10 protein-coding genes and 1 pseudogene are annotated in these 13,656 nt (G+C 64.9%); 7 read left to right on the forward strand and 4 right to left on the reverse strand.

The features are described from left to right. The first annotated feature begins 38 nt into the window (after window positions 1-38). Window positions 39-1,064, forward strand: coding sequence for a sugar phosphate isomerase/epimerase (locus FJZ36_02130; GenBank protein ID MBM3213699.1), 1,026 nt, complete (start codon window positions 39-41; stop codon window positions 1,062-1,064). On the opposite strand, the gene FJZ36_02135 is transcribed toward FJZ36_02130, so the two are convergent. Then, window positions 1,061-2,353: an enolase gene (locus FJZ36_02135; protein ID MBM3213700.1), complete on the reverse strand. Its 1,293-nt coding sequence runs from the start codon at window positions 2,351-2,353 to the stop codon at window positions 1,061-1,063. The two genes, FJZ36_02130 and FJZ36_02135, sit on opposite strands and share 4 nt — an antisense overlap. Between FJZ36_02135 and FJZ36_02140 the strand changes: the two genes are divergently transcribed. Beyond that, on the forward strand, window positions 2,295-3,245 hold the full coding sequence (locus tag FJZ36_02140) for a slipin family protein (protein ID MBM3213701.1): 951 nt from the start codon (window positions 2,295-2,297) through the stop codon (window positions 3,243-3,245). The two genes, FJZ36_02135 and FJZ36_02140, sit on opposite strands and share 59 nt — an antisense overlap. Beyond that, window positions 3,235-4,971, forward strand: a complete 1,737-nt coding sequence (locus FJZ36_02145; protein ID MBM3213702.1) for a hypothetical protein — start codon at window positions 3,235-3,237, stop codon at window positions 4,969-4,971. The genes FJZ36_02140 and FJZ36_02145 overlap by 11 nt, the downstream gene beginning before the upstream one ends. 26 nt (window positions 4,972-4,997) lie before the next feature. Here the strand turns inward: FJZ36_02145 and FJZ36_02150 are convergent, their stop codons facing one another. From FJZ36_02150 to FJZ36_02160, 3 genes and pseudogenes are all read right to left on the reverse strand, one after another. Next, on the reverse strand, window positions 4,998-5,975 hold the full coding sequence (locus FJZ36_02150) for a M23 family metallopeptidase (GenBank protein MBM3213703.1): 978 nt from the start codon (window positions 5,973-5,975) through the stop codon (window positions 4,998-5,000). Between the two features lie 288 nt (window positions 5,976-6,263). Then, window positions 6,264-7,889 (reverse strand): DUF5110 domain-containing protein, encoded by a 1,626-nt coding sequence (locus FJZ36_02155; protein MBM3213704.1) that lies wholly within the window; start codon window positions 7,887-7,889, stop codon window positions 6,264-6,266. Between the two features lie 31 nt (window positions 7,890-7,920). Beyond that, a pseudogene (locus FJZ36_02160) lies at window positions 7,921-8,415 on the reverse strand (hypothetical protein). A gap of 144 nt (window positions 8,416-8,559) precedes the next feature. Here FJZ36_02160 and FJZ36_02165 point away from each other — a divergent pair. From FJZ36_02165 to FJZ36_02180, 4 genes are all read left to right on the forward strand, one after another. After that, a complete protein-coding gene (locus FJZ36_02165; protein ID MBM3213705.1) occupies window positions 8,560-9,735 on the forward strand; it encodes a Gfo/Idh/MocA family oxidoreductase in 1,176 nt (391 codons plus the stop codon). Between the two features lie 65 nt (window positions 9,736-9,800). After that, complete coding sequence (tmk, locus tag FJZ36_02170; protein MBM3213706.1) at window positions 9,801-10,454, forward strand: dTMP kinase; 654 nt, start codon at window positions 9,801-9,803, stop codon at window positions 10,452-10,454. Between the two features lie 44 nt (window positions 10,455-10,498). Next, window positions 10,499-11,365, forward strand: coding sequence for a phytanoyl-CoA dioxygenase family protein (locus FJZ36_02175; protein ID MBM3213707.1), 867 nt, complete (start codon window positions 10,499-10,501; stop codon window positions 11,363-11,365). A gap of 41 nt (window positions 11,366-11,406) precedes the next feature. Then, the coding region (locus tag FJZ36_02180; GenBank protein MBM3213708.1) for a PAS domain S-box protein at window positions 11,407-13,656 on the forward strand (2,250 nt) is incomplete at its 3' end.

Consider the following 13,656-nt stretch of genomic DNA (forward strand, 5'->3'; position numbering starts at 1 on the left):
CATGATGGAACCGGACGGCCCCTCAAGCGCTACGTGCGCTGAGCTCTGATGCCGGCACGAATGGCGTGATTGAGGACTCTGGCTCGGCCGCGGAACCGCAACCATCCAGCGACGGAGAGACATGCCGATTCGCGCGGCCCGGGCGTCACGCGGACAATCATGCCATACGCGTCCCGAGCCCATCAAGTCGATCCGCCCCATCCTCGCCGACGTTGACGAATTCTCGCGGCAGCGACATAGTGGAGCTCGCCATACCACCCGACGACCCCTCACCAGGGAGCATCCACGTGAGAATCGGCTTTATCACCGACCTGTCGGAAGAAGATTTCCGCTTCGCGGCGGAGAACGGGTTCTCGTGCGTCGAGCACATCAGCTTCGGCAACGTCGATGTCGTCGCCCGACGCGACCACATGCGCGCGATGTCGAAGCGGTACGGCGTCGATTTCTCCATGCTGGCGCTCTTCTCGCAGCAGTACAACGCCGACGATCGCGCCGTCGCTGAGGAGTCGATGCGCCAGGCGCGAGCGATGATCGACCTGTGCGCCGACATATCGTGTCCGCTCATGGTCACGTGCGGCGGGGATGCGGGGAACCGATCCCTCGAAGAGAACGCTCGTCGCGCAGTCGATTCGTTCGGCGCGATGATCGACTACGGCAAACCTCGCGGCGTCAGGATCGCCGTCTACAACTGCCACATCACCAACTTCTCTTACGGGCCCGATGCCTGGCAGTTGATCCTGCCGCACCTGCCGGAGCTGGGAATCAAGTTCGACCCGTCGCACCCCTTCTACGACGGTCGGGACTACCTCGCGGAACTGCGGGATTGGGGCAACCGCGTCTACCACGTCCACGCCAAGGGCAGCGTCGTCATCGGCGGCAAGCCGTTCGAGGATCCGCCCGCCGGGCTCGACCAAACGGACTGGGGAACGCTGTTCGCGATCCTCTACCACCACGACTACGACGCCGACATCAACATCGAGCCCCATGCTCGAACGTGGTTGGGCCCTCGAAGGTTCGCCGGAATCCTTCTGGCTCAGCGACACCTCCGGCAGTACCTGATCTAGGCGGAGCGCTCGACGACGGGACCGTCGCAAACGCGTCGGAATAACGCCGCAAACTCCGACGAACCGTCGTCGAACCAGACGTCGAGCCGAACATCCCGGTGACCGATTGGGAGCTTGCGTTCGCGGAAATACGGCACATAGTCGTCGTAGTTCCGGAAGTGAGCACGTGTCCCGTCACCGAAGCGAATCGTCTGGACCCAGCGCGGAGACGGTCGGATGTCCGGCGCATCGACTCGAAGTCTTGCGACGGCGTCTCGGTCGAGTTCGATGCCCAACCCCGGTGCGTCGCCGACTGCGACATGACCGTCGGAGACTCGGATCGGTTCGACGACCAACGGCTCTGAGTAGGTGTTGAGACAGGTGATGGCGGGCCACTTCGCGTGCGTCAGCACCGCACCGAGGTGGTTCGCCCAGGTCGTCGTGATGCCCGTCCCAACGAGCTGGATCCAGAACGGCATATCGACCTGGGCTGCGGCGCGAGCCTGGCTCAGCATCGCGTTCGCGCCACAGCAAAGCACAAAACCGTCGCACGCGCCTTCTGTGACAGCGACGCGGAATGGCGGGCTCCCATAGTGCATCGCGATCTGGCTCTTGAGCTCTGAGCGGAGGCGGACGTTTCCGGGCACATCCCCCTGCGGGATCGGCGACTCGAAGATCTCGACATTGTCGATCTCTTCGAGTGCTTTGAGAACCGACAGCGCGTTGTCTGCGTCCAAGAGGAAGTCGTTGAAATCGACGTCGATGGGCGAGCCTGCCGGGACGACGTCCGCGACGGCGCGCACCTGCTCGACGATGTCGAACCACGGCCGACCCTTGAGCTTGAAGCTCGTGTAGCCCTGGCGGATGGCGTCACGCGCTTCGGACGCCCAATCCTCCGGCGGCATGTCGATGCACCACCAAGCCAGCGGGACCCGATCTCGGACCTTCTGACCCAGCAGCGCATGGACGGGAACGCTGGCGTGCTTTGCCGCGACATCCCACAGTGCGATCTGGAGTCCGGCTCCCAGGTCATCGCGGTAGAGCAGATCGTACGGGTTCTTGCCAATGGCTTCCTGAACCGACGCATCGGTCACGCGCGACCACGTGTAGTGGACGATGGTCTCGCCGATCCCGACCAACCCGACGTTGGTCCGCAGCACGAGAACCTCGCTGATCGTCCATCCGGGGATGTGCCGGAGCATGCTCCTGCCCGCCGCGGGCGTGTGTAGGACTTCGACGAGGGTACGTTCGATGTCTGTGACCCGGATATCCATCGCGGGCTCCTTCCTGACGTGGTCCACGACGCACATTCAAGGGCATCCACATGGTTCCGTCAACGCCCGCCATACGGCGACGCCATGGTTGCGATCGCGTCCGGCACGACCTAGAATATCCCGACTCCGATCAACGTGGGGAGACAAGCCCTTGCCGAGTCCGTACCTGGTGGCGACCGTCGCCGTCATCTTCGCAGCCATTCTCGGGTTGTTGGTGATCCGAATCGTCCGCGATTACGAGCGTGCGGTCGTGTTCCGGCTCGGGCGCGTGCTCCGCGCCAAAGGTCCCGGCTTGATTCTGCTGATCCCCCTCGTCGACCGCATGGTGAAGATCACGCTGCGCGTCCAGACGCTCGACGTCGCGCCACAGGACATCATCACCAGCGACACGGTCTCGGTGAAGGTGAACGCGGTACTGATCTTCCGCGTCATCGACCCGGTGAAGGCGGTCATCGGCGTCGACGACTTCGTGGCTGCGACGGGTTTGCTCGCCCAGACGACGTTGCGGTCGATCCTCGGCGGAGCGGAACTCGATTCCCTCCTAACCGAGCGCGATCAGCTCAACGAAAACCTCCAGGCGGTCCTCGCAGCCAAGGCGGCGCTTTGGGGAGTCGAGGTGCAGTCGATGGAGATCAAGCACGTCGATCTGCCGGAGGGCATGCGACGGGCAATGGCGCGGCAAGCGGAGGCTGAACGCGAACGGCAGGCGAAGATCGTCGCGGCGGAGGGGGAGCACCAAGCGGCAGAAGCCCTCACCAGCGCGGCAAGGGTGTTGGGAACCAACCCCGTATCACTCCAGTTGCGCTACCTCCAGACTCTGGTCGAAGTCGCCTCGGAACAGCACTCCACGACGCTCTTCCCGATCCCGATCCATCTGGCGCAGGCGTTCCGTCCCATCCCAGAGGCAGCGCCGAGCGATGGAGCCTAGTCGGGGCTCGGCGGCATGGCTTCGCCACTATGGCTCGCCGGCTCTGGTAGTCCTCGCCGGCATCGTCGTCTTCATCTGGAAGCTGCGGATCGTCGCGCCGATCCAGTACGTCGGACACGCAGACGCATCCGGCTACGCCGAGATGGCGGATTCGCTCCTGCGGGGTCGCGGGCTCCACGTCGATTACATCTCATGGTACTTCCGCCATTACGCGCCTGGTATCGTCCGTCCTGAGGACCACTGGCCTCCCTTCTACTCGTTCCTGATCGCCCCGTTCTTCGCCGTGATGGGGAAGACCGCGCTCGCAGCCAAGCTGCCATCACTGCTCATCTCATGCTTCGGGTTCCCGCTGATCGTCCACGCGCTGGCGCTGCGCGTTGCCAGATCGCGCGTCGTCGCCATCGCCAGCGCGTTTACGATCCTGCTCTACCTGCCGGTCTTCGAGTGGTCGCTGCATTGCCTGTCAGACGTGACGTTCGCCTTCCTGGTCACTTGCGGGGTCTACTGTCTGATACGGGGCTGGGACGACTCGCGCTGGTTCTATGGCATGGGCCCCTGCTTCGCCGCGTCGTACTTGGCAAAGGGCTCCGCGATCATCCTCCTTCCCGCCGTCGTCGCGTCGTACGTCGTGTGGCGCATCGCGCGCCGTCCAGCCAGGCGATGGATGCGCCGGGATGCTCGGTTCGCAGCCGGCGTCGTGCTGGTCGGCGTGTTGCTGCTGCCTTGGTTCGTGCGCAACACGATGGCATTTGGGAACCCGCTTTACAGCACGCAGAACCACGCTTCCGGGTATATCGGATGGGTGGGATGGGAGGAGGGCACGTACCGGCTCTACTGGGGCGAGGACATCCCATCCTTCCGCCAGAAGCTCTATGAGCCCCAGCGTCTGGCGACGATGAGCTGGCGCTACCTACAACAGCACGCATGGTGGCTGTTCGTTCGGATGGATGCCAAGACCGGGGAGTGGGACAAGGCAGACGCCAGCACGTACGCTCTCGGTCTGCCTGCGGCGCTCACGTTCCTTGCCGGAGGGCTTGCGGCGGGCATGGGCGCCGCGCGTCGCCGATCGCGTGCCCGACGCGGCTTCGCCGTCACGGTTTGGCGAGCCCTGCGATGGGCAGCTCGTCCCGAGTTCGCCGCGTTCGTGCTCATCAGTGCCGCGCATCTGGCTTTTTTGTCGATCTGCTGGGAGCCGATCAGCCGGCTCGTCATCCCCGCCATGCCACTGGTCATCATCCCTGGATGGACGGCGATCCGCCGCGTCCTCTCCGCGCTGACGACGGGCCGACGCTGGCTGCGATTCGCCCCGACCGTGGTGCTCCTGCTGTTGGCTGGAGTCTGGTCCTGGCACGAAACCGGTCGGCTTCAGGAAGCTCAGGCACAGCGCGGATACCCGTGGCGGGAAGCTGATCAAGGGTGGCAGAACGTCGGGAAGTGGATCCGTGAGAACGCCCCAGGCTCGATCACCATGACCCGGAACCCGTGGGAGCTTCACTTCTACTCGGAAGAGCTCGCTGTTCAGATTCCGCTGGCGCCTCTCAAGCGCGTCATCGAGGTGGCGCGCTACTACGGCGTCACGCATCTGATCCCAGAGGCGCGCAGACCCGAACTGAAGCCGTGGGTCGAGGGGCAGATTCCGGGTCTGACGAAATTGCACGAATCGGAAGGAGTGGCGCTCTACTCGATAGACTACGGGGCGCTGCCCGCGGACCTCCTCGATCCGTAGCGCAACGCCCTGTTTCAGCTTTCCGTCTAGCGGTCGAGCAGGAACCGCAGCGGGTTCACACGGACGCCCTTGTGGTGAACCTCATAGTGCAGGTGAGGGCTCGTGGCGCGTCCGGTACCGCCGACGTAGCCGATGATCTGGTTCCGGCGTACGCGGGATCCCACGCGAAGGCCAGCGGCAAACGGAGTGTCCCTGCGCAGGTGCCCGTAGACGGTCTCGAACTGAGAGCCGTGGCGAATCTTGATCGCGTTCCCAAGCCCGCCGCCCTCGGAGACGGGCCACATGGCAACGATCTCGCCGTCAGCCGCCGCAACGACGGGGGCCCCCTCAGCCGCCGAGATGTCCAGACCGCTGTGGAACTCGTAACGCCCCGTGAAGGGTCCGACCCGAACGCCGAAGTTCGACGAAATCCAGTGGGGCTCGCCCTCTTTGAGAGGCGTGATCGTCGGCGTCATCGCCATGTCGCGCTGCTCGCCCGACGCCGCGCTATCGATCTGAGACAAGCCGCTGAGCAGCCGCTCAGCTCGATCTGCGGCCTCTGCGCCCGATAGCGGCATGGCTTCGGACCGCTCATTGGCTCCGGTGACGCGCGCCGTCTCCTCGTATTCGGTGGGGTTGTCCAGCACTAAGCCGTGCCAGTCAAGCGCCTGCCCGCCGCCGCCGAGGCCGGAGGTCGCACTCCCAGCGATAGTCGCCTCCTCGGACGGCAACCCGATGACTTTGCGGATGCTCGCTTCGAGCGCTTCGATCTGGAGAACCTTCTTCTCGAGCTGAGCGTAGTCCTCCGTCAGCCTCGCGTTGCCCTCCTGCAGGGCAACGTAGTCGGAGCGGATCTCTCGCGCCTTGGCGTAGGTCTGATAGACGTGGATGGCGCCGAAGATGCCGGCTCCCAGAGCGATGATCATCGCCCCAGCGCCCAGCCAGAGAGTGACCGGACTGAGGACGATCTGGCGGAATCCGCGATTGCCGGACGTGGATACCATCAGGGTGACGGCGCGGTTCATTGATTCACCTGAGCCAAGTTGGGAACGCGTCGGAGTCTAGGGGATGAATGTCTTCTGCGAATAGGTACGTCCTTGCGTACGTGCTTCGCTCGCTGAAACGGACTCTTGGACAACCGTGAACATTGGACGGACGGCACCCGTTTCATGACGCGATGACGGTCGGCACAGCGTTAGACGTCGCTCAGAACCCGGTTGGCTTAGTAGTCCTCGCCGCGCCCACACCGGCGAGAACCATACCACTCCGCGCCGCCAAGTGCAAGGTCAAAGACGACCGTGCCAGCGCATCGGTTACGACGCGCTCCCCGACATGAACCGCCAGAGGAACGCTCGATAGCTGGTCTCTCTGCCTGCGAACCGTATGGCGCTGGAACCGGTGAGCCCACTGGCTCCGCGTGATGCCGCGAGCTCGATCCAGGCATGCTCCCCGCGTTCATACGCGAACGACAGCCCGTCATCGTCGTAGAGCGCGTACGAGGAGGCAGACCGACCGTAGTGCCGCACTTCGAGTTCCATCGGCTCGTCCGGCATCGGTACGTGCGTCGATGCCTCCATCATCGGCACGATGCCGCCATCGCGGACGAAGAGCGGAATCTGATCGAGCGGCGCGGAGATGGTCGCGACGCCCCCATCGGACACGAGCTTCCCCGTGTAGAAGTCGTACCATCGGTCGGACGGGAACCGCACTTCGCGGGACGACTGCCCGGCGAAGAGCGGGGCGACCAAGATCGACGGACCCATCATGTACTGATCGCGGGCATCGATGATCGCGTCGGAACTGACATCCGAGGTCCCGCGTTCCAGCGGCATCGCCCGGAACGGCGGTGTTCCGTGGAAGCAGTACTCCGCGAAGGCGGTGTAGAGGTACGGCAGCAGCCGCATCCGCAGCAGAATCGCCTCACGCACCGCGTCGGCGACCGTCTCGAACGTCCACGGCTTGGTTCCGCTCGCCCAGGCGTTCAGCATCGCCATCGGTGAGAAGCAGACCGACTGAACTCGTCGAATCCACTCCTCGTCGCTGCCAGCGCCCCGGACTTCCGGCGTCCATAGCACGCCGCCGAACCCCGAGTTGCACAGCGCCGTAATGTAGTCGCGGTGATCGTAGCAATCGCTGTAGAGCACGAACGGCAGCGGCGACGCTCCCACATACGATCCGCGGACCAGTCCGTACGTGCGCCGATCCCGTCGCCGGAACCGCTCCGCCAACATCGCCTGCCACTGGAGGCCGTAGAGCTGCCGCATCTCCTCGCCCGTGAGCCCGGAAGGGAACTCGGCATGCAGGGGCCAGAGCCACGCGTCGTGCCCGTCGCATTCGTCGAGCTTATAGCCGGACACGCCGATGTCCAGGTGCTCCCGCACATGCTGACTGCCGATCAGTTCCTGCGCCTCCGGCAGCGTCAGGTCCGGCACGATGCCGCACCAGACCGTGTGCGAGCCGGACAGCGGCAACAGCGCGTCGTGGAGCGCCGATTCCGGCGATACGTACGGGTTCTCCCACAGGTTCACGTGGACGCGACGCTCGGACATCTTGTCGATGAACGCCGCCGGGTCCGGGAACCGAGTGGCATCCCACTCGTACGTGCAGGGGTAGCTTCGCGAGTGCCATCCCGGCTCGAGCCCGACGACATCGATGGGGACGCCGCGCGCCGCGAACTCGTCCACCTCGGCGACCGTCGCTTCGTCCGTGTACAGCGTCGGCACGCGATGCCAGAACCCCAGCCCCCCACTTCGGCGGAAGGCAACCGCCTCCGCAGAGCAGGTTGTATCGGCGCACGGCATCCAGCGTCGTGGGACCTGCGAACACGATGACATCGATGGATGGCTCTGGAACCAGAAGCTCGACGGCGTCGGAGAGCGGCTGAGCCGACCACTCCGGGTCTGTGTTTCGGTCCCGGACCGTCGGCGGATTCGCCGCATCGACCCGCACTGCCGTCCCAATGTACGCCGTCACGACACGGCTCGTGTTCACCAGCACGCCGTACCCGTCGCTCGAAAAGTAGAGGGGCAGCGACGCGTGTGTCGGACCTGCGTCTTCGCGACCGTAGTGATCCACCTGTAGCCGCTTGACCGTGCCCCGCTGGTCGATGCGCCGGAACTGCAAACCGAAGCCGTAGACGTGCTCGTCGGATCGCAGCGGAAACCTCAACACGGTGCAGCCGCCACGAGGGTCCGCTGTGGCGGCTCCACGAGCGAACGGGAACGGCGCGGTCGGGAGCTCTGCGAGCGCCCCCTCTCTCGCCGCCGCGCGTGTGACATCCAGCGGCCTCAAGCTCGAACCCTCCCCGACGCGACGACGCCACACTCCCGAGTAGAGCTCGATCCATTGCTCCGACGACATGGGTTCCTCCTGTTGTCCGGGACGTCGCTCCCAACGGCTGAGATATAGCCCGTCCGGCGCAGTTGCGCACGTCCCGCAGCGCACGAGCCTTCGGTTCGCCGGCATCGGCGCATCGCTCCGCTGTTGAGAGGAACCTGAGACGCGTGGTAGAATCGGCGGCGATACTGGGCCCAAGAACCGCGATCGGTCCGCGCAGAGCGGCAGCGCCCATGCCGCGAACGAATCAACGACTCGAAGGAGGCACGAACGATGCCACTGGATCGCAAGGTGCGCTACGGCATGGTCGGCGGCGGTCCCGGCGCCTTCATCGGCAGCGTGCACCGCAAGGCTGCCGCGCTGGACGGCGAGATCGAGCTGGTCGCCGGCGCATTCTCATCCGACGCCGCCAAGTCGCGCCAGCAAGGAGCTGAACTGAAGCTCAACCCAGCGCGCGTCTACGGCTCCTATCAGGAGATGGCGGAGAAGGAAGCGCGTCTGCCCGCCGGCGAGCGCATCGACTTCGTCTCCATCGTGACTCCGAATCACGTGCATCACCCGGTCGCCAAGACGTTCATCGAAGCCGGATTCGATGTCGTCTGCGATAAGCCGATGACGCTGACGATCGACGAGGCGGAAGGCCTCTGCCGCCTCGTGTCGAAGCACAAGGCGGTATTCGCCTTGACGCACAACTACACCGGCTACCCGATGGTCAAAGAAGCGCGCGAGCTGGTGCGCGCGGGTGAGCTGGGAACGATCCGCAAGATCGTTGTCGAGTATCCGCAGGGATGGCTGGCGACGCTGCTGGAGGCTGAAGGGGCTAAGCAGGCGGTGTGGCGCACCGATCCGAAGCAGGCGGGGGTGTCGTCCTGCATCGGCGACATCGGTTCCCACGCCGAGAACCTCGCTCACTACATCACCGGGCTGGAGATCGAAGAGCTCTGCGCCGACATGACGACGTTCGTGCCGGGCAGGAAGCTCGAAGACGACGGGAACATCCTGGTTCACTACAAGGGCGGCGCGCGTGGCATCCTGTACGCCTCGCAGATATCCGTCGGCGAGGAGAACGACCTCACCATCCGAGTCTACGGGACGAACGCATCGCTCGAGTGGCATCAGGAGAACCCAAACTACCTGCGCGTCAAGTACCCGGCGGGTCCTGAGAAAGTCTACAAGCGCGGAAACGACTACCTCTCGGACATCGCGAAGCACAACTCGCGCATCCCCTTCGGTCATCCGGAAGCGTTCATCGAAGCGTTCGCGAATATCTACGTGAACGCCGGGAGAACGATCGCTGCGAAGGCAGCCGGCGAAGCGCCGGGCGAGTTCGACACGGATTTCCCGACGGTGCAGGACGGCGCGAGGGGCGTCCACTTCATCCACAAGGCGGTCGAGAGCGGCGCGTCGAAGCAGAAGTGGGTCGGCGCTTCTTACAGCCCGCCAGCGTAGGACCCGAAAACGTTGTGGGGCGCTCCCATCCGAGGAGCGCCCCGCCGACTCTCAGGCAGGTTGCGATGCGCGTCAACGCGCCGGGATGGTTCATCACGTTCGAGGGATTGGACGGCTCCGGCAAATCAACTCAGTTGGCGCATGCGCGGCACTATCTGGAAGGCATCGGTGTTTCTGTCGTGGTGACACGTGAACCGGGAGGAACGCTCGTCGGCGAGGCGATTCGATCCCTCCTCCTGCAGCCTTCGCGTGAGTCCCTGCACGCGCGGGCAGAACTGCTGCTCTACGCAGCCGACCGTGCCCAGCATATCGAGCAAGTCGTGAAGCCCGCTCTGGCACTCGGATCGGTCGTCTTGTGCGACCGGTTCGCGGACGCCACGGTCGCCTACCAGGGAGGCGGGCGAGGCATCGACCTCGGGATCATCGCGGACGCGACGCGGCTCGCTACAGGCGGCGTCGCCCCCGACTTGACCTTCCTGCTCGATATCGACCTCGAAACGCGCGCCCAAAGACTCTCTGAACGTGGCGCGGGAGCAGATCGGCTCGAAAGCGAGGATGGCGGGTTCCACACCCGCGTTCGGTCAACGTACCTTCGGCTGGCGCAAGAGGAGCCGCGCCGTATCGTCGCGCTGGATGGTGCGCAAGGTGCAGACGCGATTCAGCGGCAGATCCGGACCGAACTGCACTCGAGGGGAATCATCAACAGTTCGACACGATAGGTTCGTCTGTCCATCTGGGCTCGGACGCCGGTGAGGATCCACTCATGCAGCTCTCACGCGACCAACTCGCGGCGCTGAACGATCAGGGCTTCCTCGTGTTGGAGGACCTGCTCCCGGCTGCGATTCTCGACGCCATCTGCGGCGAGATCGAGCAGACGATCGACCGGCACGCCCGCGAAGCGCTTGCGCGCGGCGAGATCGACGACCTCTGCGCGGACTTGGGGTTCTACCAACGCCTGATCTCACTGAACGCTCAGAGCGGGCGGCTCTACGACCGCATCTCGGTCGGAAGACTGAACGGACCGGCGCTGTTCGCGTTGTTTGTAGAAGACCGTCTGCTCAACGTCGCCGAGCAGTTGGTCGGTCCCGAAGTGCTCTGCAGTCCGACGTACCGAGTTCGGCCGAAGATGCCCTACTTCCCGAGGACCGACGTTCTCTGGCATCAGGATGTCGCCTACATGCCGGCTGAGTTCGATACCGTGTACTTCGCGACCTTCTGGATTCCTTTGCTCGACGTGTCGGAACAGAACGGATGCCTGCATGTCGTCCCGCAAGGCCATCGGAACGGCGTGTTCCGGCATGTGCAGGAGACTTACTACCTCGACATCGACGATCCCAAGTGCCCGCTCGAGCGGGCGCAGCCGGTCCCGATGCGGCGTGGAAGCGCGCTGTTGCTCCATCCGTGGATGCCGCATTGCTCGCTGCCGCACACGGAGGCGATCATTCGGTGGTCCATCGACGTCCGTTACCAAGACGCCAGGCTCCCGTGCGGCAACACGGGAGAGGCGGGCTTTCTGGCGCGCAGCATCGCTCGACCCGATGACGTCGTCACAGAAGCCGACGCATTCCGGCGGATCCGCGAAGACCACTCGCCGCTGCCCATCGCGCCACGATGGGAACGGAGAGCCTGACCCCCTGTCCCCTTCAAGGAACCACTTGAGGCTTCGCGATCATGGCAACGACAGCTCCACAGCGAACCCCTCACGTCAGCGATGCCATGCTAGAAGGCAGCGCCGCCGATGAACTGTGGGCACTCGTATCACGTGCCATGGCGGACCCATCCGTCGCGCTGCTGGTAACCGACGGCAACCGGTTCACCTATGCGAGTCCGGCCGCCGCCGCCCTTCTCGGCGTGTCGCTGGACCTGTTGATGAACTCGCCAGCGATTTCGCCCATCCCTCCGCGACAACTCGCCGCTCGCCGCGACGAAAGCCCTTGGTTCCTGGGCGTTCGGGGTGAAGGCGACACGTTCCGCCACGTTTGCGTGCAGCCAGTGTCCTGTCACCTGCACGGAGCAGGAGTCATCGCAGCGACGCTGTCGGCAGACTCGGATCCCGACCCATCACACCGCCCATCGCCGGCAGGACGGGCAGTCCTAACGCTCGACGACGCGTTCACGGTTGTCGAAGTCGCCGACGAGCTCGCGTCGATGCTGGGATACGACCCAAGCGAGACTCTCGGGACGGTCCTGGACGAGCTCCCGATCCATCGAGCCTATGCGGACTCGTTCCGTCAGATGCTGGAGCAGGCAGCCGCGTCCGAGGACCGTGAAGTCCACTGGGCAGGGCCTGTCCTGCACCAGCAGGGGTCTTGGCGTTGGGTTCAGGGGATGGCTGTTCGGCGGGCAGACCTACCACGCGGGCGGAACCTCGAGGTCTCGATCCGGCGCGTGTCCGCGCTCGCGCCGGCATCGACCGATATCGAGCGGATTCTCGTCAACGCGCACTGCCTCCTCTGGAACGCAGACGTACACCGCGACGGAGAGGGTCTCATCTGGGACCTCCGTCTGGCGAACGAGCCCTCCAGCAACAGCTTGGTCCCGCTCGACACCGCGCCCGACCGAACCAGCGCCGAGACCTGGCACGACAGCAAACATCCAGACGATGTGCCGGTCATGCACGCGCGCGCCGCTGACGCCATTCTGTCCGGGCAGCCGCGCTATTCGCAGGAGTTCCGCTGCATCGACAAGTTCGGCGTGGTCCACTGGCTCTACGAGGACGTCCTGGTCGAATCCGTCGCCGACGGTGAGTGGCGGCTCACCGGAGTCTGCACCGACATCACCGAGCTGAAGCTGGTTCAGCTCGAGGGCGAGCGCCGCAGACGACAACAGGCGTCTCTCGCGGACTTGGCGGACCTGGCTCTCCGCACGACCGATATGGCATCCCTCTATCCGGCGACGGCGCAGCTGGTCGCTAACGCCTTGGAGGTGGACCACGTATCCATCCTGGACCATCTACCCCGTCGTCGCGAGCTCGTGGTGAGAGCCATCACCGACGGTACTCCTGGCGACAATGCAGACGTGCGGTTCCCCCGTGCTGGGACGTTCGCCGACGCCGTCATGACAGAGGGCCCTCTGCTGGTGGTCGAGGACCTGTCGGATCAGCCGATGCTCGTGATCCTGCCAGGAGGTTTGGGCTGGACTCCCGTTAGCGCGATCGGAACCAGTGTCGGGAACCTCCGCGAGGGCGGCGCGGTCCTTCAAATCCTGAGCAGCGAGCCGCGCGAGTTCACGCCCGATGACTTGGAGTACGTCCGAGGCGCAGCGGGGATTCTCGCGACGGCGCAGCGGCAGCACGACACGCGGCGGCGCGAGACGCTGATGGTCGCAGCGATGGGCGTTCTGCTCTCGGCGACGTCTGTCGACGAAGTGATCGAGCGTCTGCCGGAGGCAATCGGTCGGTCGCTCGCGGCTGAGCTCGTGTTGGTCTGGCAGGTGGAAGACCGCGACTCGCCCGGTGTGCTACGCGGAGAGTGGCGCGGGCAGCCTGATGTGGGCGAGGAGACATTGCGACATGCTGCATCCGGGCTCGCGCACGGAGAAGGGATTGCGGGCATCGCGTGGCGACGCGGCAGTGCGGCGTGGGCGGCTGCCCTGAGCGCTCGCGAGGTCGGACCCGCGTGGGAAGCGCGTTCTGTGGATGGCTTCCGCTCGGCAACGGCATTCTCAGTGTACGTCCGAGGCGAAGTCGTCTACGTGTTCGAGACGCTGTTCCGCCAGACGTGGGTCCGCGAACGCGAGCTCATGGACGCGATGGATTCCATCGGATGGATGGTCGGGGCGTTCGTCGACCGCCGGCGCCAGGAGAACGAGCTACGCGAGAGCGAGATGCGGTTGTCACGAGCCCAGCGCGTCGCCGCCATCGGCGACTGGGACGTCGACGTCGGGGAACAAGTCTACTGGTGGTCCGACGAAGTGTACCGG

The sequence above is a fragment of the Candidatus Poribacteria bacterium genome (assembly GCA_016866785.1).
Lineage (GTDB): Bacteria > Poribacteria > WGA-4E.